Consider the following 23,471-nt stretch of genomic DNA (forward strand, 5'->3'; position numbering starts at 1 on the left):
TACGAACCGGTTCCGATTGCGCTCAATGCGCCAGCCATTCTCGCACGCTAATCTCCCAGCCGCCGCTCGTGTGCGCCGGGTCGCGTCTTGCAATCGCCTGCGCCTCGGCCAAGTCGACCGCGCGCAGCAGGTAGGCGCCGCCACTCTTGTCGCCGAACGGACCGGACATTTCGTTGCGTCCCTCGGCGCGCAGCTCTTGCAGAAACTGCTGATGCAGCGGCACTGCGGCCGGATCGAAGCCGGTGCGACGAATCAGGACCACCAGATAGCGGTTCATGCTATTGCGCGAACGCAATCCGCTCGTGCCATTCGCGTGCCTTGGCACGGATGCCGGCGAGGTCCATGCCGACCAGCGCGCGGTTGTCCAGTTTGCGTCGGCCGGCAATCCATACGTCGCTGACCTGCTGGCGGCCGGTTGCGTATACGAGTTGCGAGGCGACGTGATAGATCGGTTGCGTTTCGATCGCATCGAGGCGCACGGCAGTGAGGTCGGCTTGCTTGCCCGGCACAATCGAACCGATGCGCTCGGCCAGGCCCAGTGCGCGCGCACCGTTGAGCGTCGCCGCCTGCAGCGCGAATGCCGCGTCGAACGCGCTCGCATCGTTGGCGACCGCCTTGGCGAGCATTGCCGCGGTGCGCATTTCGCCGAACATGTCGAGGTCGTTGTTGCTTGCCGCGCCATCGGTGCCGATCGCGAGATTGACGCCCGCGCGTCGTATCTTTTCCGCCGGGCAGAAACCGCTGGCGAGCTTGAGGTTGGATTCTGGGCAATGCACGATCGATGCGCCGGCTTCGGCGAGCTGCGCGATCTCGCCGTCGGTCAACTGGGTCATGTGGATCGCGATCAGGTGATCGTTGACCAGGCCCAGCGCATGCATGCGCGCGATCGCGCGCATGCCGTGGTCGCGCTTGGAATCTTCCACTTCCTGCGCGGTCTCGTGCAGATGCAGGTGCACCGGCAGGTCGAGCTGGTCGGACATCAAACGAATGCGCTCGAACGTCTCGTTCGCGACGGTGTACGGCGCGTGCGGCGCGAGCGTCGTCGTCACGAGCGATTCGCTGCGCAATGCGTCGTGCACGGCGAGGTTCTTGTCGAAATACTCGTCGCGGCTCTGCGCCCACGCGGTCGGAAATTCGATGAACGGCAGTCCGACCACGGCGCGAAAACCGAACTTCAGGTAAGTCGCCGCCTGCGCGTCGGGGAAAAGATAATTCTCGTTGCAGCAGGTGGTGCCGCCGCGCAGCATCTCGGCGATTGCGAGCTCGATGCCGTCGCGTACGAACTCGGGCCCCATCACGCGGCCCTCGGCAGGCCAGATGTGCTCGTTGAGCCAGGTCATCAGCGGCAGGTCGTCGGCAAGGCCGCGCATCAGCACCATCGGATTGTGCGTGTGCGCGTTGATGAGACCGGGGATCAGCGCATGCTCATTCAGTTCGACGCGCGCGGCGCTCGGATATTTCCCGCGTGCGGTTTCGATCGGCAGCACGTCGACGATTGTGTCGCCGGCAAGCGCGACGGCATGCTGGTCGAGCACGACGCCGTGCGGTTCGACGGGGATGACCCAGCGGGCTTCGAGGAGTTGATCGACGATCGTCATAGGCTGCCGAAGCACCGGATGGATTGCTTTTCCCTTCTCCCGCTGGCGGGAGGTATTTTCCCGTTCCCACGGGGCGCGGGGACGGGTGCCGAGGGCGGATGCGGGCGGCAAACCGGATACATCATCATTCGCCGCGGCACCAACCTCACCCGAAGCCGCTGCCGCGGCTTCGACCTCTCCCGCCAGCGGGAGAGGTGAAATGCTTTCTCAGCCTTTGACTCGTCCGACGTACTCGCCGGTGCGCGTATCGACGCGGATCAGCTCGCCGTTCGGCACGAACAGCGGCACACGCACGGTCGCCCCGGTTTCCAGCTTGGCCGGCTTGCCACCGGAACCTGCCGTATCGCCCTTCACGCCCGGATCGGTTTCGGTGATCTGCAGTTCGACGAAGTTCGGCGGCGACACGGTCAGCGGCGCACCATTCCACAGCGTGACGATGCAGATCTCGTTGCCCTTGAGCCATTTCTCGGCATCGACCATCGCCGATTTGTCGGCCGCGATCTGCTCGTGCGTGTCCGGGTGCATGAAGTGCCAGAACTCGCCGTCGCTGTAGAGATATTCCATGTCCTGATCAATCACGTCGGCCGGTTCGAGCGAATCGGTCGACTTCATCGTCAGCTCGACGACGCGGCCGGTCTTGATGTTGCGGTATTTCACGCGCGTGAACGCCTGGCCCTTGCCCGGCTTCACGTATTCGGTGTCGACGATCGAGCACGGATAGCCGTCCACGATGATCTTCATGCCGTTCTTGACGTCGTTCATGCCATAGCTGGCCATCTTCTAAGCTCCGTTATGCGACGAGCCGCGGTCGATTGCGGCTAAAATTGAAGGATATGGGAAAAATTGAAGCCGCAATTGTAACCGGGAACACGCTGGCTGCGCATGCCGGCCAGGCCCCGGGTTCGGGAATCCGCGACCCGCAAAATCAGGACTGGCGACGCCTGTGGCGCGACTCCGTGACCGATCCGCGCGAGCTGCTCACGCTGGTCGGCCTGGAAAATCTGGCCGAAAGCATCCTGCCGCGCCTCGACACCGGCTTTGCTCTGCGCGTGCCGCGCGGCTTCGTCGCACGCATGCGTCACGGCGATGCGCGCGACCCGCTGCTGCTGCAGGTGCTGCCGCAGGCCGCGGAGCTGGACGATGTCGCGGGTTTCGGCTTCGACGCGGTGGGTGATCTCGACGCGCTCACGGCCACGGGCGTTCTGCACAAGTACAACGGCCGCGCGCTGCTGGTCGCGATCGGCTCGTGCGCGGTGAATTGCCGATACTGTTTTCGTCGCCACTTTCCCTACGCCGAGGAAACCGCAGCGGCCAATCATTGGCGGGAGGCGATCGAACACCTGCGCACCGACGACTCGGTCGAGGAAGTGATCCTGTCTGGCGGCGATCCGCTGTCGCTGTCGACGGCCAAACTCGCCGAGCTGACCAGCGCACTTGCTGCGATCCCGCACATCCGCCGCCTGCGCATCCACACGCGGCTGCCGGTCGTGCTGCCCGAGCGGATCGACGCCGAGCTTATCGCCTGGCTGCGCGGCCTGCCGTGGCCGGTCGCGGTCGTGCTACACGCCAACCACTCGAACGAGCTCGACGCGAGCGTCACCGCGGCCTGCGCGCGACTGCGCGCGACCGGCGCGGCCCTGCTCAACCAGAGCGTGCTGCTGCGCGGGATCAACGACAGCGTCGACGCGCTCGCCGCGCTGTCCAAGAATCTGTTCGAATGCGGCGTGCTGCCCTACTACCTGCATCAGCTCGACCGCGTTGCCGGCACGGCGCATTTCGCGGTCGACGACGCTGCCGCGCGTGCGCTCGTCGAAGCGCTGCGCGTGCAATTGCCGGGCTACCTGCTGCCGCGGCTCGTGCGCGAGATCGCGGGCGAATCGCACAAGACGCCGTTGTGATGTGGCCCACCGGTTGCCTGGCCGCCCACTGGCGCGGGTGGGACGAATCGAGTAAAACTCGGGCACCTTTCATTTTCCCATCGCGGACGCGAGCTTCATCGAAGCCATGAGCAAACCTACGGACGTGATCAAACTCCTGCTGGTCGAAGAATCGGTCGAGGAAGCCGAGCGCCTGACCAGCGTGCTGCGCAACGCCGGCATCGCCGTGCGCGCGACCCAGGTGCGCGACGCGGACGAACTCGACGCGCAACTGCAGGCGCAGACCCCAGACCTGATCCTTGCCGGGACCGCGCTCGGGCTCGACGAGGTCGTGCAGGCGGCCAACCGCGGCGGCAAGGACATCGCCATCGTCGCGATCGTGCCCGAGCTGTCGGGCGAGATCCTGACCGAAGTATTCCGCCACGGCGTCAACGGCGCGGCGGCCTATCAGCAGGCGGAATTGTTCGTCGGCGTGATCCAGCGCGAATTCGCCAGCCTCAACCTGCGCCGCAGTGTGCGCCGGCTCGAACTGAGCCTTGCCGAATCCGAGCGCCGCTGCGATTCGTTGCTCGAGTCTGCGCGCGACCCGATCGCCTACGTGCACGAGGGCGCGCACGTGCGCGCGAACCGCGCCTGGCTCGAAGTATTCGGCTGCGCCGATTTCGAAGAGCTGCAAGGCGTGTCGGTGCTCGACCTGATCGCCCCCGAAGCGGCGGGCGACTTCAAGGCGCTGCTGCGCAGCCTGTCGCGCGGCGAGAAGCCACCGGCCAGCCTGCCGATCAAGATGCGCCGCGCCGACGGCAGCACGTTCGACACAGTGATGGAATTCGCCCCGGCCAGCGTCGCCGGCGAACCCTGCCAGCAGATCGTGCTGCGTCAACCGCTGGCCAACCCCGAGCTTGCGCAGCAGATCGATACGCTGCGCACGAAAGACCTCGTCACCGATCTGTACAACCGCCAGCACGGCCTCGCCGAACTCGAGCGCATGGTCGCCGCCGCCTCGGGCGGTGCGCCGAATCAGATTCTGTTGCTGCTCGAGGCCGACAACTTCCGCGAGCATCTGGGCGAAATCGGTCTCGGCAACGCCGACCTGCTGCTCGGCGACATGGCCAACCTGCTACGCCGCAATCTCGAATCGACCGAGCACATCGCCTTCCGCTTCGGCGACCAGACCTTCGGCGTACTCAGCCCGGCGTTGTCCATCGACGCCGCCAACGAACTCGCACAGCGGCTGTGCAATGCCTACGCCGAGCACGATTTCGACATCGGCAAGCGCCACTTGAACTTGTTCGTCAGCATCGCCGGTGTATTGATCGGCGAGAAGAACGCCAACACCCAAGCCGTACTGACCCAGGTCGGAGCGGGCCTGCGCGATCTGCAGCAGCGCGGCGGCAATCAGGTCGCGATCCATGATCCGGGCGTGCGCGACGCGGCCCTGCTCGCCGAAGCGCAGCAGTTGCGCGAGCGTCTCGAGCAAGCGGTCAAGCGCGGCCAGTTCGCGCTCTACAGCCAGCCCATCGTCAATCTGCACGGGGTCGAAGGCGAGTTCTACGAAATTCTGGCGCGCCTCGTCGACGACAAGGGCGAAGTACTGCCGAACGTCTTCCTGCCGGTGGCCGAAGATGCCGGACTGATGCTGGCGATCGACCGCGTGGTCATCGCCAAGGCGATCACGACACTGGCCGAACGCGAGAAGGCCGGACGGCATACGACGTTCTTCGTCAACCTCACCGCACCGTCGATGGCCGACGAGACCTTGCTGCCATGGATCGCCCAGCAACTCAAGGCCGCGCGCTTGCGCGGCGACGCTCTAGTGTTTGAGGTGCCCGAGAGCAAGGTCATCACCCAGCTCAAGGCCGCCCGCAGCTTCGTCGCGGGGCTGCGTCAACTGCATTGCGGCTTCGCCCTGGAACAATTCGGCGCAGGGGTCAACTCGTTCCAGTTGCTCAAGCACATCGATGCGAGCTACTTGAAGATCGACCGCAGCTACATGCAGGATCTGCCCAAGGACAAGGAACACCAGGAGTTCATCCGCCAGTTTTGCCACCAGGCACACCAGGCCGGCAAGATCGTGATCGCCGAGCAGGTCGAGAACGCCGCGAGCATGTCGATCCTGTTCACCTGCGGAGTGAACTTCGTCCAGGGCAATTATCTGAACGAGCCGGAAAAGATACTCAGCGCGGCGTGATGCCGCGCCTGGCCTGGTTTTTACCGTCGCCTCGGCGCCTGAGCGCGGCGTAACGCGGGAATACTCGCGCGGAGAATATTCGCGTCGATCGGCCTCGCCGCGGGTCAGCGCATCAAGCCGCCGGGCGGCATGCCGCCACCGCCGCCCATGCCCTTCATCGCCGCGCCCATCTGCCGCATGAGGCCCTTCATGCCGCCCGAACCCATCTTCGACATCATCTTCTCCATCTGCATGTACTGCTTGAGCAGACGGTTGACGTCGGCCGGCTGCGTGCCGGAACCCTTGGCGACGCGCGCGCGACGCGAGCCGTTGAGCAGGTCGGGATGACGGCGCTCCTTCTTCGTCATCGAATTGACGATGGCGATCATGCGATGAATTTCCTTGTCATTGACTTTGGATTTCACCGCATCAGGCAGGTTGCCGACGCCGGGAAGCTTGTCCATCAGCGAGGCTAAGCCACCCATCGACACCATCTGCTGCAATTGATCGCGCATGTCGTTCATGTCGAAGCGCTTGCCCTTCATCACCTTCTCGGCAAGCTTCTGCGCCTTCTCCTTGTCGACGTTCTGCTCGACCTGCTCGACCAGCGAGAGCACGTCGCCCATGCCGAGGATGCGCTGCGCGATGCGGTCCGGATGGAACGCGTCGAGGCCGTCAGGCTTCTCCGACACGCCGATGAACTTGATCGGGCGGCCGGTGATGTAGCGTACCGACAGCGCCGCGCCGCCGCGCGCATCGCCGTCGGTCTTGGTCAGCACGACGCCGGTCAGCGGCAGCGCTTCGGCAAACGCCTTCGCCGTGTTCGCCGCGTCCTGGCCGGTCATCGCATCGACCACGAACAGCGTCTCGACCGGATTCAGCGCCGCGTGCAGGCGTTTGATCTCGTCCATCATCTCCGCGTCGATCGCGAGGCGGCCCGCGGTGTCGACTAGCAGTACGTCGGCGAAATTTTTCTTCGCAGCATCGAGCGCGCCTTGCGCGATCGCGACCGGATCCTGATCGCCCGTGCTCGGATGGAACAGCACGTCGACCTGTTCGGCCAGCGTGCGTAATTGCTCGATCGCCGCGGGACGATAGACGTCGGCGCTGACCACCATGACCTTTTTCTTCTTGCGATCCTTGAGGAACTTGGCGAGCTTCGCCACCGTCGTCGTCTTGCCGGCGCCCTGCAGGCCCGCCATCAGCACGATCGCCGGTGGTGCGGCGGCAAGGTTCAGATCGGTGTTGACCGAGCCCATGACCGCGGTCAATTCGTCGCGCACGACCTTGACCAGCGTCTGCCCCGGCGACAGCGACTTCAGCACCTCCTGCCCGACTGCGCGCACCTGGATGCGCTGGATCAGCGCCTGCACCACGGGCAGCGCCACGTCCGCCTCGAGCAGCGCGATGCGCACTTCGCGCAAGGCCTCGCGGATGTTCGCATCGGTCAGCCGCGCGCGGCCGCGCAGCCGCTCGATGGTGGTGGACAGGCGTTGGCTCAGGGATTCAAACATGGTCTTGCCGGAGGGGAAGCGAGCCGCGAATTATAGCGGCTGATCGCCCCGACTGCCCCGCCGAATCCGCCGCACCCCCCAGTGGCGGCTATTTCGTGCGCAACGCCACCCCGTCGAGCTGCGGTGCGCTCGCGCAATGTCCGCGACGCAGGCTGTCGAGATAGCGTGTGACCAATGTTGTCGTCGCCGTTTCCACGCGCGCATTCGTGCTGCGCGCGCCGCCGAAATCCATATGGCTCGCGCCATCGACGACGGCGAGCCAGCGGCAGCCCGGACCGAGGCCGTCGTAGGCCTGCGTGCGCCAGGTGTAGTCGCCGTCGAGGCCGCGGTCGCGCGTGCCGGTGATCAGCAGCATCGGTGCACGAATCGGCCGCCAGGCATCCGCCGGAAAGACTTGTCCCGGGCCTTCCGGCGACAACGCGACGTAGGCATCGAAACCGCCCTGCGCTTTGAGATCGAGTTTGTTCTGCGCGCCGGCTTCGAGCATGACCGTGATCGCCCCCATCGAATGACCGAGCAGCACGGCATACGGCGCGTGACAGGTCTTGTTCGCCCATGCACGCGCGGCGTCGATGTCCATAAAGCGCTTGCGGTAGGCATCGGCATTCGTGACCAGATCGGCGATGCCCTGTTTGAAACCGTCGCTGCGGATATCGGCCGCGAGCGGGCCGAGGCCGCTTTCGCGATGACCGATCACGATCGCGCGCCAGCCGTCGCGCGCGAGCGCCTCGCCGAGATAGCGCAGGCCGCGTTCGCTGCCACCGGCACCGTGCGAGATCAGCGCGAGCGGGGCGCAGTCCTTGCCGGTGACAGACGGCTCGTATACGGCGAGCGGCGTCAAGGCGCCATCCATCCGCGTCGCTTCGATGTGCTGCCCGACGACGGCCCATGCCAGCCCGACAAGGCCGACGGCAAATACAAACAACAGCGATGACATTCGCATGGCGACTCCTCCCGCAGGATCACAACGCAGTTGCTTCGATTCGGTGGACACGTAGCCTTCAACCGTGCTCACGCGTGGCAGCGCCGCGTCGATATGCGACACTTGGCGCATGTCCGCAACGATCTCCACCCTGCTCGCCACCGCGCTGTATCTGACCGCTGCGGCGATCCTCGCCCTGCCGCTGCTGCACCGCCGGGCGCAACCGCGCGCGATCGGCATGGGCCTCGGCGCAATCGCCGTTGTGCTGCATTTCGTCGTGCTGTTCAGCGCGCACCGCGGTGGCGTGGACCTGCATTTCTTCGCCGCGCTGTCGCTGGTCGGCGCCTGCATCGCCGCACTGTGCCTGCTCGTCAACCTGAGCCGCCCGGTGGCGACGCTCGGCGTGATCGCGTTCCCGCTCGCTTCGCTGCTGCTCGGCATCGACGTGTTCCTCGCCCCGTCGACACAGCCGATGACCTTGGAATGGCAGATCAAGCTGCACGCTGTCTTTGCCCTGCTTGGCTACAGCGTGCTCAGCATCGCCGCGGTGCTCGCGATCCTGCTCGCGCTGCAGGAACGCGCGCTGCACGCGCGGCGCTTCGACGGCCTCGTGCGCACGCTGCCGCCGCTGACCTTGACCGAAGCGCTGATGTTCCGCCTGATCGGCGCGGGTTTCGTCCTGCTCACGCTGACTCTGCTCACCGGCATCCTGTTCGTCACCAATCTGTTCGACCAGCACCTCGCGCACAAGACCATCCTGTCGATCGCCGCATGGTTCGTGTTCGGCACGCTGTTGTTCGGTCGCTGGCGTTACGGCTGGCGCGGACGCCGTGCAGTGAACCTCGTGCTGATCGGTATGGCGTTGCTGCTGTTCGCCTTCTTCGGCAGCCGCTTCGTGCTCGAAGTGGTTTTGAAACGGGTGCCTTAGCCAGCGTCCGTGCGCGCGAACCGGAAAACAGTGCTGCTGGTAGTTCTTCTGGTGTGCGTAGCTGCGCTAGTCGTGCGCGTTGAAACACAAAGCCCGGCATCGTCACAAACTTCCCCGTCGTCCGCGAATCCAGCCGGCCTGCCATCTGCAGACAGGGTTTCGGCGGATAGGAAATCGACGGCCCCCATCGGGCCGAATCCGAATGCGGTTTCGATCTCCGACCGCGAAACGGCATCGCGTCATTTTCGCGAGGAGAAACAATGCCTCATTGTTGCGAAGGCCATCGAGTTGTACCGAAGCCGGCTTCGTGCTTGTGAAGATCCACAGTGGATGCCAGGACCGGAGAAAGAAGCGGCTTGCGCGAAACAGACTGCTGGAGACATCGAGAAAATCGCCGCGTTGACGCCGCAATGGAACGAGTGCGGTGCCAATTCGCATGGCATCGAGCAAGAGTATGAAACAGCCACGAGGATGGCGGCACATCTAGGCGACATGGACGCGCAACTGTGCTGGTTCCCGCCGCCTGACGCGGAATACCATGTTTCCGAGGACGACAGAACCACTGCATTGAAATACTACGATCAGGCGTTGAAGCGTGGCGATTGGCGTTTCGTCGAGCAGGGCGCGGAGACAAACTTCTTGACCATGTTGACGCACTCCGCGGGTCACGATGACGATCCGGCAGAAGGCGAATTGGCAAGTTATCGGATGAAGCGCCTGCTCCGAACTGGCGCCACCGGTCCATACGCTCAATGGCTCGACGGCACCAGCACCACCGCCTATTTGTCCGATGAACAGAGGGCTGCTGCGGAAGCGTGGGCGCGGGAGGAGTATGCCGCCTTTTTTGCCAGTCAGCCCAAGCTAACTGAAGTCCCCGATAGTTGCGCGGATTTGATCAATGGGCGGGGTGATCTCTACAAACATCCCTGGCGCAACGGAATGATGCAATGACACCGGTCGCGCTCCTCGCACAAGGGGCGAGGCATACAAACGGGCGATCGTGCTGCAGGCATTCCTCGAATAACGGCGGCAATAGTCGCGGGCTGACGTGCTGCTTGACATGCAGGCATTTACCTGCATATAATCACCTCACTCAAGAACACGACAGATGGACGCTGACAAGATTTTCAAGGCGCTGGGCGACCCGACACGCAGAAAGCTGCTCGACCTGCTGTATGCGAGGAACGGGCAGACGCTGGGTGAGCTCTGCGATCACCTGGACATGGCGCGGCAATCGGTCACCCAGCACATCGGCCTCCTCGAGGCGGCCAATCTGGTGAGCACGGTCTGGCGTGGTCGGGAAAAACTGCATTTCATCAACCCGGTGCCGCTACACGAAGTCTATGAGCGCTGGGTACGCAAATTTGAACGTCAGCGGCTCAGCCTGCTGCACGACCTGAAGAAAGAACTCGAAGGAGAGTGACATGAGCAAAGAAAAGACCAGCTTCGTCTACGTGACCTATATCCGCTCGACGCCGGAAAAGGTATTCGAAGCGATCACGAAACCGGAGATCGCACGCCGCTACTGGGGGCACGAGAACGTCTCCGACTGGAAGCCCGGGTCGGACTGGCAACACGTGCGCGCCAACGAGGAGCGCACGGTCAACATCGTCGGCAAGGTGGTCGAGATCGCGCCGCCGACGCGTCTGGTCATCACCTGGGCGAACCCGTCGCAAGCGGCCGATCCGGCCAGCTACAGCCGCGTGAGCTTCGACGTCGAGGCATACGACGACATGGTACGGCTGACCGTCACCCACGACGAGCTCGAGGCCGGCAGCGGCATGGCGACCGGCATCCAGAAAGGCTGGCCGATCGTTCTTTCCAGCCTGAAGTCCCTGCTCGAAACGGGCCAGGGCATCGACGTCTTCGCCAAGCCGAAGGCAGCCTGAATCCGGAGCCGACATCATGACCCAGCCCTACACCGGCGGATGCGCCTGTGGCGCGATCCGCTATGCAACCCCGCACGCGCCTGTCTTCCAGAACCACTGCCAATGTCGCGACTGCCAGCGCCGAAGCGGCACCGGGCACGGTTCCTGGCTGACTTTTCCCGCACGCGCCGAGATGACGATCAGCGGCGAGGCGACGGAGTGGGAAGTCGCGGCCGACAACGGCAACGTGAAGAGCCACGCCTTCTGCCCGATCTGCGGAACGCCGGTCTATCTGCGCTTTGCCGCGATGCCGGAGCTGATCGCGATCGCTGCAGGCAGCCTGGACGACCCGGATCGCTTCGCGCCGCAGGCGCTCACCTACCGCGTTCGTGGACTGGCGTGGGATGCCATCGATCCCTCGTTGACGGCCTTCGAGCGGATGCCAACCGCCTAGGCGCTTTCAACGCAACCGCAGTCCGCCGGCACGTGCAAGCATGGACGCGTCGCCAGGCATGCGTCGGAACACGGCCAGCGTTTTTTCGCGCGCAGAAACGACGCAACCGCCGCCCTTCTCTGCACCGTGAAGGACCTCACCTGCGGCGATGGACATGCCGCACACATTCTTGCAGGTACGCGCCCTGGCCGATCATGTGCCCGTGGTGTCGAGCGCCTCGCGCAGGCACTCAAGCGGAACTCTTTACCGCGTCGCAACGAACTGCGGCGACTCGCCGAGCCGCGCGCGGTCTGTTGCCGTCTGCCGCGCCATGTCAGTTCTGCGTGCCGAACGGCGTAACCGTTGCTGAGGGATGTCCGGACTCTGTCCGGTCAGTCCTCCGGCGTATCAGGGGTGCCGTCGACCGTATAACCATCGAGGACATGCTCATGAAACTTGAACACAAGGGAAATATTGTCTTGGCTGGCTGCCTTCTGCTGGTCGCGGCGGGGGCGGGCAACGCAGCGGATTCCATCGCTAGCAAACGGCCCGCTAGCACATCCGCCTACGCCGATGCGATAGCGCGTGCCCAACAGAAACTTGGCGCCGCACAGCAACTGGTCGCATCGTTTGCAGATCGCGCTTCAGCTGAAAAACTCGGCGATGGCTGGCGCGTGGAAATGCTCAACGCCCTGATGCGCGGATCCAGCAACGATTGGGCGCAGATCGCAGCGTCGGCGAGTGCGCGCGAGGCGCTTGATCTTGCCAGCCGCTCTGCCGCTAGCGGCATGCCACAGGCCCTCAACGGCACACTACACAACGCGGCGTCTGCATCCGTCACGCCGGACTCGATCGGCACGGATCATTACGACCTGACGTATATCCCAATTTACGCATCCTGCCGGCTCGTCGACACGCGTCAATCCGGCGGTGGTGGCCCGATTGCAAACAATACGGCGCGCAAATTCAGTGTCAGCTCCTATTCCTCCCAAGGCGGTAGTTGCGATCCGTTCGGCGCGTACTACGGGATCAATCACAACCCGCCTGCGGCGTTGGCGATCAACGTCACCATCGATTCGCGCGGGCTTTCCGCACCGGCCAATTCCTATCTCCAGGTTTACCCGGACGGCACGACGCCGGTGACAAGCTGGATGAACTACGGAGGCAGCAACGACGTGCTCGCCAACGCGGGGATCCTGCAGATTTCTCCGTCGAATCTCTATTTCGACATCACAGCCCAGGCCCAGACAAACGTCATCGTCGACGTGGTCGGTGCATTCGTACCGCCCAACCCGACGCCACTCGCGTGCACCCAGGTGAGCAACTCGGCAACCAACAGCAATGGCGCCGGCTTTTCGATAACTTCTCCCACTTGCACTTCGGGCTATACCGTCACCGGCGGGTCCTGCTATTCGTCCCCCGGAGGTCTGACTGGAGCAACGCGACTCGCGTCGAGCTATCAAAACGGCAACGCGTGGACCTGCGAGTTTTACGGTAACACCGTGAACAATTATGCGGACGCCGCTGCGACCTGTTGCAAGGTCCCGGGTGGGCCGAGTACGCCATGACAGGCTTCTCGTATACCGCGGCGGTCGGCATCGCCGCCGCATAGCCGATTCATCCCGTGACCGCGTCGAGCGCCTCGGCGAGACGCTCGACCGCGACGATTTCCATCTCGCCGATCTTGTTCTTCTTCGGCGCATTCGCCTTCGGCACGATCGCCTTAAGGAATCCGTGCGTGGCCGCCTCGCGCAGTCGCTCTTCGCCATTCGGTACCGGGCGGATCTCACCCGATAGGCCGACTTCGCCAAACGCGACGAGCTTTTCCGGCAACGGTTTGTCACGAAAGCTCGACAGCACCGCGAGCAGCACCGGCAGGTCGGCCGCGGTTTCCTGCACGCGAATGCCGCCGACGACGTTGAGGAATACGTCCTGGTCGTACACGGCGATGCCGCCGTGCCGATGCAGCACCGCAAGCAGCATCGCGAGACGGTTCTGTTCGAGACCGAGCGCGACGCGGCGCGGATTGCCGAGCGAGGATTGATCGACCAGCGCCTGCACCTCAACCAACAGCGGCCGCGTGCCCTCGCGCGTGACCATGACCGCGCTGCCCGGCGTCGGCGCGCTGTGCGCGGAAAGGAAAATCGCCGACGGATTCGGCACCTCGCGCAGGCCCTTGTCGCTCATCGCGAACACGCCGAGTTCGTTGACCGCACCGAAGCGGTTCTTGAACGCGCGCAGCACGCGAAAGCGCGAACCGGCCTCGCCTTCGAAATACAGCACCGCGTCGACCATGTGCTCGAGCACGCGCGGACCGGCGATGCCGCCCTCCTTGGTCACGTGGCCGACGAGGAAGATGCTCGTGCCGGTCTCCTTCGCGTAGCGTACGAGGCGTGCGGCCGATTCGCGCACCTGGCTCACCGAGCCGGGCGCGGCGGTCAGCGTTTCGGTCCAGATCGTCTGGATCGAATCGATCACGAGCACGCGCGGGGAATCTTTTTGAGCGTTCTCGATGATTCGCTCGACGCAGGTTTCAGCGAGACAACGCAACGGTTCGAGCGCCAGGCCGAGACGCTGCGCGCGCGCCGCAATCTGTGCGATGGATTCTTCGCCGGACACATACAGCGTGCGCAGCCGCGCGCCGAGCGCACCGAGTGTCTGTAGCAGCAAGGTTGATTTGCCGATGCCCGGATCGCCGCCGACGAGCACGACCGAGCCCTCGACGAGGCCGCCGCCGAGCACGCGGTCGAGTTCGCCGATGCCGATGCGCACGCGCGTCTCCGCTTCGGCCGCCACGTCGGTCAACGCGATGATCTTTGCCTCGGCCGCGCCCGCGTAACCCGTACGCTTGACCGCGTCGTTTTTCGCCGCCGGCTCGACGACGAACTCGGACAAGGTGTTCCACGCGCCGCAGGACTCGCACTGGCCCTGCCATTTCGAGTATTCGGCGCCGCACTGGTTGCAAACGTACGCAGTCTTCGATTTCGCCATGTGCGGATTGTACGGGAACTGGCGATCGGGCTCGTTCGCGGGCGATGATCCCTTCTTCCTCCGTTTGACGTCCTGTCTGCTGATCCGTCGCCGGAACAAGACAAGAGGACTCTTTCCATGCCCAAGCACAAATCCAACCGCGGCTTCGTCCGCTTTCTGATCGCAGGAATCGCCATGACCGCCGCCAGCACCGGCTTTGCCCAGGACAATACCGCGCTGTTCAAGATCGTCACGGTCAAGGACGAGGTCGTCGTCGCGCTCTCGGCCGAAGAGATCAAAAAACTGGGTGGCAACGACGTCACCCACATCGGCCAGGCGCTCAAGTCCCAGGGCGAACTGACGCTCTGGCAGTACGCGGTGCGCAAGGGCAAGGACGGCGAGTTGGAGCAGGCTCCGCGTCAGCGTGTCAGCCTGCTTGGTCATGACAGTCTGCGTGTCGAACCGTACGCCTCGCCGCTGCGCGTGGTACCCGTGCCGGCGAACTGAAAAGCCGAGGTTCCCTAGAACAACATGACCAGCGTCGGCGGTAATTCCGCGCCGACGCGCTGCTTCAGGGCCCCACGCGCCGATTCGTCCAAGTGCGTGGCTTCCACCACCTGCCCTGCTGCGCGTTCGATCTGCGCGCGCACGATCTTCGCCAAAAGCAGTTTCGGGCTGTCGGCGGCGAAGCGCGTCATCAGGTTCGCCTCAGCGCTGTCGACCAGGCCGAGCGCTTCCGCGGAAAAACCCTGCGCGGAAACGGCCAGTGCTTCGGTCAACTGCACCACACCGGCGTCGCTGCGCCGGCCCAAGCGCGTGTAGGTCTCGGCCGCTTCGTGCGCGCTCGCGCGCGCGTCGGCGAACTGGCCGAGCGAATTTTGCGCCCCGGCAAGGTACATCAGCGTCGAGGCGAGCTTGAACGCCGGCTCCTTGTTCTCGCGCTCATAGGCGAGCAGCTTCGCCAGGATGTCTCGTGCCTGCTGTGCCTTGCCGTTCCAGATCAGCGTCAGTGCATAGCGGCGCTCGACGCCGCGCTGCTCCGACGGTGTCAATCCGGACTTGGTGTGCGCGCCTTCGAGTGCGGCGCGCATCGTCGCCTCGGCCTCGGCCGTGTGCCCGGTCATCAACATCGGGCCGATGCGGAACGACTCGTTGAGCGCGTATTCGCCGGTGTCGGCGCCAAACGCGCGGCGCGTGCGCGCGACGAGTTCGTCGAACGTCGCCGACGCTTTGGCGTATTCGCCCGCCTCGACCTGGGCGTAGCCCAAGGTGCGCAGCGCGGCGACGGCGTAGTTGTTGTCCGGCCCGGCTAGACGGTCGTACTCCGCCACAGCCTTGCGCACCACGGTCTCGCACTCGGCGGCGCGACCGAGCTTCATCAACGTATAGCCCCGGTTGCCGCGAATCTCGGCGGCAGCAAGCGCATGCTCGGGCGGGACCACATCGAGCAGCGGATCGAGTGCGGAATAGAGCGCCGCGGCGTCCGCATGCCGACCCATCTTCGAATACAGACCGGCAAGCAGTGACTTTTCGTTGGCCAGTTCCCAACTCTGCGCGCCGTAGAGTTTTTCTACCCGCGGCAGCACAGCCGCGTACTGCGCGAGCGCGGCATCGTCGCGATCGGTCTCCATGTAGACGAAGCCGAGATCGGTATCGATCGTCGCCAATGCCTTCGCGCGGCGGTCGGCGTAGCGAAGCAGGATGTCGCGCGCCGCCAGATAATTCTTCTCCGCGGGTACGAGGTCGCTCGCGCTCTTCTGTGCATTGGCCAGATCCGCAAGTGCATCTCCGGCTTCGAGGCTGTCGGCGCCGAATTCGCGCACGGCAAGATCGTATGCGGTCTGCGCGAGCGCGGTGGCGCGGCGTCCATCGCCGAGCTGGTCGCGAATGCTGCCAAGCGCGCCGAGCAGCGCAAGTTTGGTCTGCGGTTCGTCGTCGAGCGTGGCGCGCAGGTTCTTCTCGCCGCGATCGAGCAGGTCGCCGACCGTGCGCTTCTCGCCCTGTGCGTGCGCCGGATCGGCTTCCTGGAACAGGCCGATCAGGAACTGCTGCACCGCCTGCGCGCGCGCGGCCTCGCGTACCGCAGCGCGCTCGGCGCGCAGCACGCTGGCCACGCCGACGCCGATGCCGAGCAGCGCGAGCACGCTCATGCCGATGCCAATGCGGTGCCGGCGCGCGAACTTGCGCGCGCGATACCATGCGCTGTCGGCACGTGCACGGATCGGTTGATGACGCAGATAGCGACGCACGTCGTCGGCGAACGCCTGCACCGTCGCGTAACGCTCCGCAGGCGCCTTCTTCAGCGCACGCGCGATGATCGTTTCGAGGTCGCCACGCAGGCTGCGGCGCAGCTGCGCCGGTGTCGCGCCGCGCGCCTGCGCGTTGCGCTCGGTGTCCTCGCCCTTGTCCATCGCGACCTGCGACAGGCGACGCGGCTCGCTCGTCGAGATCGTCTGCGCCCATTGCAGCGCTGTGCTGTTGCCTTCCCCATATGGCCGGCGACCGCTGAGCAGCAGGTAGAGTACGACGCCAAGCGCGTAGACGTCGGTCGCCGCCGTCACCGGTTCGCCGCTGAACTGCTCTGGCGCAGCATATTCAGGCGTGAACACTGCACCGCCCACGCGCGTCAGTTCCGCTGTCTCTTCGGCCCCACCCTCCTCTTCAAGCAGCTTGGCAATGCCGAAGTCGAGCAGTTTGGCTTCGCCGTCCGCGCCGACGAGGATGTTCGACGGTTTCAGATCGCGATGCACGATCAGGTTGGTATGCGCATAGCCGACCGCATCGCAGACCTGCAGAAACAAATTCAGACGCGTATCGATGCTGGCCCGCTGACGGTCGCACCAATGGTCGATGCGCTCGCCGTCGACGTATTCAAGGACGAGATAACGCTGACCTTGGTTACTCTCGCCGACGTCGAGCAGGCAAGCGACATGAGGGTGCTGCAGGCGCGCGAGCAGACGCGCCTCGCGCGCAAAGCGCTGTTGTGCCTGGCGGTCACTTGCCGCACCGCGCAGCAGCTTGATCGCAGCATGACCGTCGTGGCGCCCGTCGCAGCGCAAGCCGAGCCAGACCTGGCCGCTGCCACCGGCGCCAAGCAGTCTGTCCAGGCGCCAGGCGCCGATGCGTTCGCCGGCAAGGTCCGGAGGCACGACCTCTTCGGCCAGCGGTTGAGCGTCGCCGATCGCGTCGGCGGCGAGAAAGCGCTTGTCTTCCGCCTCATTGTCCGCAGCGATCAGCACGAGCAAATGCGCATGCGCGGCCACGTCGCGCTCCGCAAGCTCTGCGATCAGCTTGGCTTGGTGCGATGCATCCGCGTCGGCCCAATCGTCGAACACGCGCATGGCCTCATGCCAGGCCTCGCGGGCATCGTCTTCGCCGCTGGAACTGTTTTCGCTCAATGCTTCCCCGGGCACATTCATGGTACGTGCATTGCAAGACGCAATTTCGGGGTCGCACGTGTCACGTGGTGATCAACACAATTGCCCGTAGAGGAATGCGCGCGCCTTACGCCAGTCGCGCTTGACCGTGGGCACGGAGACCTCAAGCACACAGGCGATGTCCTCCTCGGTGAGGCCGGCGAAGTAACGCATCTCGACCACGCGGTAAGCGCGCACGTCGAGACTCTCGAGTGCGACGAGCGCGCGCTCGATGTCAGTCACCGAATGCTCAGTAAAGATCGTTTCGGCGAGGCCGGCGGTCAGGGTCACATTCTGCGCGCCGCCACCGCGCTTCTGCGCGTTGCGCTCGCGTACGTAGTCGACGATCACGCTGCGCATCACGCGCGATGCATAGGCGAAGAATACGCGCCGGTTGGTGTCGGGCAGCAGTTGGTTCGCAGTCAGGCGCAGGTAGGCGTCGTGCAACAGGCTAGGCGCATCGAGCGAGAGCGTGCCGGCGCGCGCGAGGTGGCTGCGCGCGAGCCGCATCAGCTCGGGATAGAGCAGGCGGTACAAAGGTTCGCGCGCGGCGGTATCGCCCGCGCTGGTACGCTGCAAAAGTTGAGTAACTTCGCTCATTGCCGGTGCACGCTGGATTCCCGCCCCCGACCACGCGGATGCGCGGTCGGTACTATTCTCTCAGATGTGCACCATCGCATGTTTCCGGCGGAAATCACGCGGTCTGCATCTCGTGATTTCTGCCAAATACATCACATTTCTGCCGATCTGCTAGCGGTCGTCCTCGACGAACAACACCCTGCGCGTCATGCCGCAGGTCAGGTCGTAGCTGATCGTGCCGGCATGTGCGGCGATGGTCTCGACGGGAAGTTCCCGGCCCCACAGGATCACGCGGTCGCCAACTTGTGCCGCCGGCACATTGCGCAAGTCGATCGTGACCAGGTCCATCGAGACGCGGCCGACGATCGCAGCAGGCGTGCCGTTCACGAGCGCCGGCGTGCCGGGCTGCGCGCTGCGCGGATAGCCATCGCCGTAGCCGATCGCGGCGACACCGATGGCCATGTCTTCGGGGCATTCCCAAGTCGCCGCATAGCCGATGCGTTCGCCCTTTTTTACCTGCTTGACCGAGATCAGGCGCGTCGACAGCGTCATCGCCGGCTCGAAGCCCAGGTCGGCGCCGCTTTTGCCCTCGACCACCGACAAGCCGTAGAGCAGGCCGCCGACGCGCACCCAGGTATTCGCATGCGCAGCTCCTGCATCGAACGATGTCGGCCAGCCGAGCAAACCTGCGGAGTTCGCCAAGGCACGCGCGCCGGCGAGTTCGACGGTGGCTTCATTGAAGCGCGCGATCTGCGCGGCAGTCAGGCCGTTGTCGAACTCGTCGGATGCGGCGAAGTGCGTCATCAGCACGATGTCGGAATCAATGTTCGGCAGTGCGTGCAGTTTTGTATAAATTTCCACAATGTTCTGCGCATCGAAACCGAGCCGGTGCATGCCGGTGTCGATCTTGAGCCAGACGCGCAACGGCCGTGTGTCGCGGTCTGCGGCCAACCAGGCGAGCTGCGATTCGTGATGGATCACCGCGTCGAGCTGCAGGCGGCGGAACTCGGCGAGATCGCCCGGCTCGTCCGGCCCGGACAGGACGACGATGCGCTGGCGGTTGCCAGCCGAACGCAGGCGCAGGCCGTCGCCGAGCGCGGCGACGCCGAGTGCGTCGGCGTCCGCGCAAGCGCGCGCTACGCGCTCGAGGCCGTGACCGTAGCCATCAGCCTTGACCACGGCCATGACCTTGGCCGCGCGCGCGCGATCGCGCACGCGCGCCAGGTTGCGGCGCAGCGCGCCGAGATGGATCGTGGCCAGTGCAGTGCGACTCATGCAATCTCAAGCGGGACTCGCGGAGCGCGCATCGTAACGCGTTTGCGCATTGGCCCGGATTGCGGCACGCGGGCAAGTTCCGGCTTTTTGCGGGCGATCAGTCGTAGTTGCCGTAGCTTTCCGCGGCGAAGTTCTCGAACTTCGTGTAGTGACCGAGGAAGGTCAGCTTGATGTGACCGGTCGGACCGTTACGCTGCTTGCCGATGATGACCTCGGCCTGCCCTTTGTCTGGTGACTCCGGGTTGTAGTACTCGTCGCGGTAGATGAACAGGATCACGTCGGCATCCTGCTCGATCGCGCCCGATTCGCGCAAATCGCTCATCATCGGCCGCTTGTCGGTACGCTGTTCGAGCGAGCGGTTGAGCTGCGACAGCGCGATGACCGGCACATTGAGTTCCTTGGCCAGCGCCTTCAGGCCACGTGAGATTTCCGAAATCTCGGTTGCGCGGTTTTCCTTGTTGCCGGGCACGGCCATAAGCTGCAGGTAGTCGATGACGATGAGGCCGAGGTCATGCTCGCGCTTCAGGCGCCGCGCACGCGCGCGCAGTTCGCCGGGCGACAGCGCCGGCGTGTCGTCGATGAAGATCTTCGCATCGGACAGGAGCGTGATCGCACTGGTCACGCGCGGCCATTCCTCTTCCTGGATGTCACCGGTGCGCAGATGCTGCTGGTTGATGCGGCCAAGCGAGGAGATCAGGCGGAACGCAAGTTGCGAGGCCGACATTTCCATCGAGAAGATCGCCACCGCCTTCTTCGACTTGATCGCGGCATGCTCGGCCATGTTCACCGCGAGCGCGGTCTTGCCCATCGACGGGCGCGCGGCGAGGATGATCAGGTCGGACGGCTGCAGGCCGGCGAGCATGTCGTCGAGGTCGGCGAAGCCGGTCGACAGGCCCGTGACCGCGCCCTTGTTCTCGTAGCGGTGATGCAGGATCTGGAACGCTTCCTTGACCGCTGCGCGCATCGGCGTGAAGCCCTTGCGCCCGCGCGCGCCGGCTTCGGCGATGCGGAATACTTCGAGCTCAGCACTTTCGAGAATTTCCTGGGTCGAGCGTCCTTCCGGCTGGAAGCCGTCGCCGGCGATCTTCGTGCCGGCCTCGATCAGCTGACGCAGCACCGACTTCTCGCGCACGATGTCGGCGTAGGCGCCGATATTCGCCGCGCTCGGCGTCGCGTTGGCGAGTTCGATCACGTAGCTCGAGCCACCGACCAGTTCGGACAGCTTGTTCGACTCGAACCAGTCGGCAAGCGTGACCGCATCGCACGGCATGTTCTTGTTCGACAGCTCGCCGATCGCGCGGAAGATCAGACGATGGTCCTTGCGATAGAAATCGTCCTCGACAAGCTTGTCGGCGATGCGTTCCCACGCGTGCGCGTCGAGCATGAGCCCGCCGAGCACGGCCTGTTCCGCGTCGATGGAATGCGGCGGCACGCGCAGCGCGTCGATGCGTGCGGCGGAAAAACGATCCGGTGAGGCGGCCATATGTTCTTGTTATTCGTTGATGTCTCAGCGACGGAGGTGTCCCCAATGCTCCGAATCGTCGGTCTCATAACCTGCGATCATCGCGATCGAACACTGGCGACCATGCTGGCACAAACGTCTGTGAATTCGCTTGTGGATAAGATGTGGAAATGAAAAAGGCGCCGAAGGGCGCCTTTTTCACGCGGCGTTGAGCTGCCGAAGGTCAGCTCGAGCGCCGCGAGTTATTGCCAAAGCGCAGCGTCGAGCAGTAACTCACTCTTCGCCCGTCACCGTGACCTTGACCGTGGTATGCACGTCGGCGTGCAAGTGCACCTGGACATCGAACTCGCCGGTATGGCGGATCGGGCCTTCGCCCATGATGACTTCGCTCTTCTCGAGCGGATGGCCGGCGGCGCTGAACGCCTCGGCAATCTCGCGCGGACCGACCGAGCCGAACAGCTTGCCCTCGGGGCTCGCGTTCGCCTTGAGCGTGATCGCTGCACCTTCGAGCGCGGCCTTGCGCGTTTCGGCGGCGGCAAGGATCGAATTCGCCTTGGCCTCGTAGTCGGCACGGCGCTTCTCGAACTCGGCCACGTTCTTCTCGGTTGCCGGCACGGCCTTGCCCTGCGGCACGAGATAGTTGCGACCGTAGCCCGGCTTGACCTTGACCTTGTCGCCGAGGGCGCCGAGGTTTTTCACTTTCTGCAAAAGGACCAGTTCCATTTCTTTCTCCGATTCGTTAGCGCCGGAACTTCGCTCCGGCGCAGCAGTTGGGTTGTTGTCCGAATTGTTGCGTCAGGCCGGACGCGATGCGTGCGGCCTTGAAACATCAATGTGCGTCGCTGTACGGCAGCAGCGCGAGGAAGCGCGCGTGGTTGATCGCCGTGGTCAGCTGGCGCTGGTAGCGCGCCTTCGTGCCGGTGATGCGGCTCGGCACGATCTTGCCGGTTTCGGTGAGGTACTGACGCAAGGTGTTGAGATCCTTGTAATCGATCAGGGTCACGCCTTCGGCGGTGAAACGGCAGTATTTCTTGCGACGGAAGAATTTCGACATGGTCTTCGTATCCTTTTTCTTGCTCTTGGGGGCGGCCACTTATTCGGCCACTGCCGGGGCGGGACGCGGAGCACGCGGAGCGCGCGGACGGTCGTCGAAATCCTCGCCACCGAAACCGATGACTTCCTCGCCGTCGCGGCGGCGGCCGCCCTTGTCATCCTTATTCTTGAGGATGAACGACTGCTCGGTAATCGCTTCGTCGCGATTGATGATCAGGTGGCGCAGGACCGCGTCGTTGAAACGGAAACCGGTCTGCAGCTCACGCACCACTTCCGGGCCACACTCGATGTTGAGCAGCACGTAATGCGCCTTGGCGAGATTGTTGATCGGATAGGCAAGCTGGCGGCGGCCCCAGTCTTCGAGGCGATGGATCTTGCCTTGGCCGCCTTCGATCAGCGCCTTGTAGCGCTCGATCATCGCAGGCACCTGCTCGCTCTGGTCAGGGTGGACCAGAAACACGACTTCGTAATGACGCATATTGTCTCCTTGTGGGTATCGCGCGAAGGGATTTTCGTCGCGACAGCCTCCCGAGCCCATCAAGCAAGGTGCGGTGAGGCAAGGCTTCGCCGGCACGAGCCGCGCGAAGAACCGCATATTCTAGGGGAATCAGGGGTTTGGCGCAACTGCCGACGCGGATCCCGCTTTCGGCGCAGCCGTCTTCGCTGCGTCCGCCTTGCCTGCGTCGGAAATCGGCTCGATGCGCGCGACGTTGTTCGTCGGCAGGACCAGAGCGCGCTTCGCCGCCGCGTCGTAGACGAAGATGTGGTTGGATACGGCGCCAAGCCAGGTCCAGGCCGGTGCCGTCGACGCAGCAAGATCGGCCTCGCTGCCGTTGAGGCGCAGCTTGACTTGTGCGCCTTCCCCACCCTGAACCCGCTCGACCTGCCGGTCGGCATAGACCGCGACGAACAGCCACCCGTAGGACACGATGATGACGCAGTACATGATCTGCATCACCAGGTGATTCTTGAATCGGAGATTCCAGTCGATCCAGATCAGACGAAGCCTCTGCCAGCGCGAGCGCTGCTCCAACGCACGCAGCCGCTCGCTGTTGCGGCGATACCGGCGCCGCGCCCAGACGTTGGCGGCGTCCATGAGCCAAATGACCAGCAATGTGGAAAGCACGAGCAGCAACGCCACCGGCTGCTGGATGCCGGCGGTGAGGAAATCGCTGATCTGCGACAGGCTCAATACCGGGATGTGGAACTTCGCGTAAAAACGGTAGTTGTAGAAGATGCCGGCCATCGCCACGAACAGGTAGGCAACGGTGATGCCGAGCGCGGGTTCGCGCCGGAACAGCTTGAGCAGATGCGGCAGCAGGCTGTTCAGCGCGGAATCGGACGCGTTGTCGGCACGCCGCCCAGGCGGCGCAATCGCCGCGCGCGTATCGGATTCGGTCAAGCCCCTA

The 23,471-nt window shown here is 64.3% G+C and carries 23 protein-coding genes; 9 read left to right on the plus strand and 14 right to left on the minus strand.

The annotated features are described in order from the left end of the window. Positions 1 to 22 precede the first annotated feature (22 nt). From F455_RS0115330 to efp, 3 genes are all read right to left on the minus strand, one after another. Complete coding sequence (locus F455_RS0115330) at positions 23 to 277, minus strand: YciI family protein (RefSeq protein ID WP_018974196.1); 255 nt, start codon at positions 275 to 277, stop codon at positions 23 to 25. Between the two features lies 1 nt (position 278). Beyond that, a complete protein-coding gene (locus F455_RS0115335; protein ID WP_018974197.1) occupies positions 279 to 1,598 on the minus strand; it encodes a TRZ/ATZ family hydrolase in 1,320 nt (439 codons plus the stop codon). Positions 1,599 to 1,805: 207 nt separating this feature from the next. Next, positions 1,806 to 2,375, minus strand: coding sequence for an elongation factor P (efp, locus tag F455_RS0115340; protein ID WP_018974198.1), 570 nt, complete (start codon positions 2,373 to 2,375; stop codon positions 1,806 to 1,808). A gap of 56 nt (positions 2,376 to 2,431) precedes the next feature. On the opposite strand from efp, the gene epmB reads away from it, so the two are divergent. Both epmB and F455_RS0115350 read left to right on the plus strand, forming a co-directional pair. Further along, positions 2,432 to 3,496, plus strand: coding sequence for an EF-P beta-lysylation protein EpmB (gene epmB, locus F455_RS0115345; RefSeq protein ID WP_018974199.1), 1,065 nt, complete (start codon positions 2,432 to 2,434; stop codon positions 3,494 to 3,496). Between the two features lie 106 nt (positions 3,497 to 3,602). Further along, the gene (locus F455_RS0115350) at positions 3,603 to 5,663 is read left to right on the plus strand and encodes an EAL domain-containing protein (protein ID WP_018974200.1); all 2,061 of its coding nucleotides are present in this window, start codon (positions 3,603 to 3,605) and stop codon (positions 5,661 to 5,663) included. A 104-nt stretch (positions 5,664 to 5,767) separates the two neighbouring features. Here F455_RS0115350 and ffh read toward each other — a convergent pair whose 3' ends face one another. Then, the gene (gene ffh / locus F455_RS0115355; RefSeq protein ID WP_018974201.1) at positions 5,768 to 7,156 is read right to left on the minus strand and encodes a signal recognition particle protein; all 1,389 of its coding nucleotides are present in this window, start codon (positions 7,154 to 7,156) and stop codon (positions 5,768 to 5,770) included. 88 nt (positions 7,157 to 7,244) lie between these two features. Then, positions 7,245 to 8,099, minus strand: a complete 855-nt coding sequence (locus F455_RS0115360) for an alpha/beta hydrolase family protein (protein ID WP_033410329.1) — start codon at positions 8,097 to 8,099, stop codon at positions 7,245 to 7,247. A gap of 109 nt (positions 8,100 to 8,208) precedes the next feature. Between F455_RS0115360 and F455_RS0115365 the strand changes: the two genes are divergently transcribed. The 6 genes from F455_RS0115365 (at position 8,209) to F455_RS0115390 (ending at position 12,875) form a co-directional block, all read left to right on the plus strand. Continuing rightward, on the plus strand, positions 8,209 to 9,006 hold the full coding sequence (locus tag F455_RS0115365; protein WP_018974203.1) for a cytochrome C assembly family protein: 798 nt from the start codon (positions 8,209 to 8,211) through the stop codon (positions 9,004 to 9,006). Positions 9,007 to 9,036: 30 nt separating this feature from the next. Continuing rightward, positions 9,037 to 9,957 (plus strand): hypothetical protein, encoded by a 921-nt coding sequence (locus F455_RS0115370; protein ID WP_157578919.1) that lies wholly within the window; start codon positions 9,037 to 9,039, stop codon positions 9,955 to 9,957. Between the two features lie 157 nt (positions 9,958 to 10,114). Further along, positions 10,115 to 10,429 carry an ArsR/SmtB family transcription factor gene (locus F455_RS0115375; RefSeq protein WP_018974205.1) on the plus strand — a complete coding sequence of 105 codons (315 nt, stop codon included), beginning with the start codon at positions 10,115 to 10,117 and terminating at the stop codon, positions 10,427 to 10,429. 1 nt (position 10,430) lies between these two features. After that, a complete protein-coding gene (locus F455_RS0115380; protein WP_018974206.1) occupies positions 10,431 to 10,895 on the plus strand; it encodes an SRPBCC family protein in 465 nt (154 codons plus the stop codon). A 16-nt stretch (positions 10,896 to 10,911) separates the two neighbouring features. Continuing rightward, a complete protein-coding gene (locus tag F455_RS0115385; protein WP_018974207.1) occupies positions 10,912 to 11,328 on the plus strand; it encodes a GFA family protein in 417 nt (138 codons plus the stop codon). A 428-nt stretch (positions 11,329 to 11,756) separates the two neighbouring features. Beyond that, positions 11,757 to 12,875 carry a hypothetical protein gene (locus F455_RS0115390; RefSeq protein ID WP_157578921.1) on the plus strand — a complete coding sequence of 373 codons (1,119 nt, stop codon included), beginning with the start codon at positions 11,757 to 11,759 and terminating at the stop codon, positions 12,873 to 12,875. Between the two features lie 49 nt (positions 12,876 to 12,924). Here the strand turns inward: F455_RS0115390 and radA are convergent, their stop codons facing one another. After that, entirely contained in the window at positions 12,925 to 14,298 is a 1,374-nt protein-coding gene (radA, locus tag F455_RS0115395; RefSeq protein ID WP_018974209.1) for a DNA repair protein RadA, read from the minus strand. A 117-nt stretch (positions 14,299 to 14,415) separates the two neighbouring features. Here radA and F455_RS0115400 point away from each other — a divergent pair, with 117 nt between their 5' ends. Continuing rightward, positions 14,416 to 14,784, plus strand: coding sequence for a hypothetical protein (locus F455_RS0115400; protein WP_018974210.1), 369 nt, complete (start codon positions 14,416 to 14,418; stop codon positions 14,782 to 14,784). A gap of 14 nt (positions 14,785 to 14,798) precedes the next feature. Here the strand turns inward: F455_RS0115400 and F455_RS0115405 are convergent, their stop codons facing one another. From F455_RS0115405 to F455_RS0115445, 8 genes are all read right to left on the minus strand, one after another. Next, positions 14,799 to 17,696 (minus strand): serine/threonine-protein kinase, encoded by a 2,898-nt coding sequence (locus F455_RS0115405; RefSeq protein ID WP_018974211.1) that lies wholly within the window; start codon positions 17,694 to 17,696, stop codon positions 14,799 to 14,801. A gap of 51 nt (positions 17,697 to 17,747) precedes the next feature. After that, positions 17,748 to 18,293 (minus strand): ECF-type sigma factor, encoded by a 546-nt coding sequence (locus F455_RS0115410; RefSeq protein WP_018974212.1) that lies wholly within the window; start codon positions 18,291 to 18,293, stop codon positions 17,748 to 17,750. A gap of 150 nt (positions 18,294 to 18,443) precedes the next feature. Then, positions 18,444 to 19,547 (minus strand): alanine racemase, encoded by a 1,104-nt coding sequence (gene alr / locus F455_RS0115415; RefSeq protein ID WP_018974213.1) that lies wholly within the window; start codon positions 19,545 to 19,547, stop codon positions 18,444 to 18,446. A 97-nt stretch (positions 19,548 to 19,644) separates the two neighbouring features. Continuing rightward, positions 19,645 to 21,030: a replicative DNA helicase gene (locus tag F455_RS0115420; protein ID WP_018974214.1), complete on the minus strand. Its 1,386-nt coding sequence runs from the start codon at positions 21,028 to 21,030 to the stop codon at positions 19,645 to 19,647. Between the two features lie 252 nt (positions 21,031 to 21,282). After that, a complete protein-coding gene (gene rplI, locus F455_RS0115430) occupies positions 21,283 to 21,732 on the minus strand; it encodes a 50S ribosomal protein L9 (RefSeq protein ID WP_018974216.1) in 450 nt (149 codons plus the stop codon). A gap of 106 nt (positions 21,733 to 21,838) precedes the next feature. Continuing rightward, positions 21,839 to 22,063, minus strand: coding sequence for a 30S ribosomal protein S18 (gene rpsR / locus F455_RS0115435; RefSeq protein ID WP_026293432.1), 225 nt, complete (start codon positions 22,061 to 22,063; stop codon positions 21,839 to 21,841). Between the two features lie 39 nt (positions 22,064 to 22,102). Beyond that, positions 22,103 to 22,540: a 30S ribosomal protein S6 gene (gene rpsF, locus F455_RS0115440; RefSeq protein ID WP_018974218.1), complete on the minus strand. Its 438-nt coding sequence runs from the start codon at positions 22,538 to 22,540 to the stop codon at positions 22,103 to 22,105. A gap of 129 nt (positions 22,541 to 22,669) precedes the next feature. Then, a complete protein-coding gene (locus F455_RS0115445; protein ID WP_018974219.1) occupies positions 22,670 to 23,464 on the minus strand; it encodes a hypothetical protein in 795 nt (264 codons plus the stop codon). Between the last annotated feature and the right edge of the window lie 7 nt (positions 23,465 to 23,471).

The sequence above is a fragment of the Rudaea cellulosilytica DSM 22992 genome, assembly GCF_000378125.1.
Classification (GTDB): Bacteria; Pseudomonadota; Gammaproteobacteria; order Xanthomonadales; family Rhodanobacteraceae; genus Rudaea; species Rudaea cellulosilytica.

What these genes read in the sequence shown, in the direction of transcription:
- radA (WP_018974209.1), bottom strand. Translation starts at nt 14,298, where the DNA reads ATGGCGAAATCGAAGACTGCGTACGTTTGCAACCAGTGCGGCGCCGAA.
- F455_RS0115390 (WP_157578921.1), top strand. Translation starts at nt 11,757, where the DNA reads ATGAAACTTGAACACAAGGGAAATATTGTCTTGGCTGGCTGCCTTCTG.
- rplI (WP_018974216.1), bottom strand. Translation starts at nt 21,732, where the DNA reads ATGGAACTGGTCCTTTTGCAGAAAGTGAAAAACCTCGGCGCCCTCGGC.
- F455_RS0115420 (WP_018974214.1), bottom strand. Translation starts at nt 21,030, where the DNA reads ATGGCCGCCTCACCGGATCGTTTTTCCGCCGCACGCATCGACGCGCTG.
- F455_RS0115360 (WP_033410329.1), bottom strand. Translation starts at nt 8,099, where the DNA reads ATGCGAATGTCATCGCTGTTGTTTGTATTTGCCGTCGGCCTTGTCGGG.
- F455_RS0115375 (WP_018974205.1), top strand. Translation starts at nt 10,115, where the DNA reads ATGGACGCTGACAAGATTTTCAAGGCGCTGGGCGACCCGACACGCAGA.
- alr (WP_018974213.1), bottom strand. Translation starts at nt 19,547, where the DNA reads ATGAGTCGCACTGCACTGGCCACGATCCATCTCGGCGCGCTGCGCCGC.
- efp (WP_018974198.1), bottom strand. Translation starts at nt 2,375, where the DNA reads ATGGCCAGCTATGGCATGAACGACGTCAAGAACGGCATGAAGATCATC.
- F455_RS0115400 (WP_018974210.1), top strand. Translation starts at nt 14,416, where the DNA reads ATGCCCAAGCACAAATCCAACCGCGGCTTCGTCCGCTTTCTGATCGCA.
- F455_RS0115410 (WP_018974212.1), bottom strand. Translation starts at nt 18,293, where the DNA reads ATGAGCGAAGTTACTCAACTTTTGCAGCGTACCAGCGCGGGCGATACC.
- F455_RS0115380 (WP_018974206.1), top strand. Translation starts at nt 10,431, where the DNA reads ATGAGCAAAGAAAAGACCAGCTTCGTCTACGTGACCTATATCCGCTCG.
- F455_RS0115350 (WP_018974200.1), top strand. Translation starts at nt 3,603, where the DNA reads ATGAGCAAACCTACGGACGTGATCAAACTCCTGCTGGTCGAAGAATCG.
- F455_RS0115330 (WP_018974196.1), bottom strand. Translation starts at nt 277, where the DNA reads ATGAACCGCTATCTGGTGGTCCTGATTCGTCGCACCGGCTTCGATCCG.
- rpsR (WP_026293432.1), bottom strand. Translation starts at nt 22,063, where the DNA reads ATGTCGAAATTCTTCCGTCGCAAGAAATACTGCCGTTTCACCGCCGAA.
- F455_RS0115405 (WP_018974211.1), bottom strand. Translation starts at nt 17,696, where the DNA reads ATGAATGTGCCCGGGGAAGCATTGAGCGAAAACAGTTCCAGCGGCGAA.
- F455_RS0115335 (WP_018974197.1), bottom strand. Translation starts at nt 1,598, where the DNA reads ATGACGATCGTCGATCAACTCCTCGAAGCCCGCTGGGTCATCCCCGTC.
- F455_RS0115385 (WP_018974207.1), top strand. Translation starts at nt 10,912, where the DNA reads ATGACCCAGCCCTACACCGGCGGATGCGCCTGTGGCGCGATCCGCTAT.
- ffh (WP_018974201.1), bottom strand. Translation starts at nt 7,156, where the DNA reads ATGTTTGAATCCCTGAGCCAACGCCTGTCCACCACCATCGAGCGGCTG.
- epmB (WP_018974199.1), top strand. Translation starts at nt 2,432, where the DNA reads ATGGGAAAAATTGAAGCCGCAATTGTAACCGGGAACACGCTGGCTGCG.
- F455_RS0115365 (WP_018974203.1), top strand. Translation starts at nt 8,209, where the DNA reads ATGTCCGCAACGATCTCCACCCTGCTCGCCACCGCGCTGTATCTGACC.
- rpsF (WP_018974218.1), bottom strand. Translation starts at nt 22,540, where the DNA reads ATGCGTCATTACGAAGTCGTGTTTCTGGTCCACCCTGACCAGAGCGAG.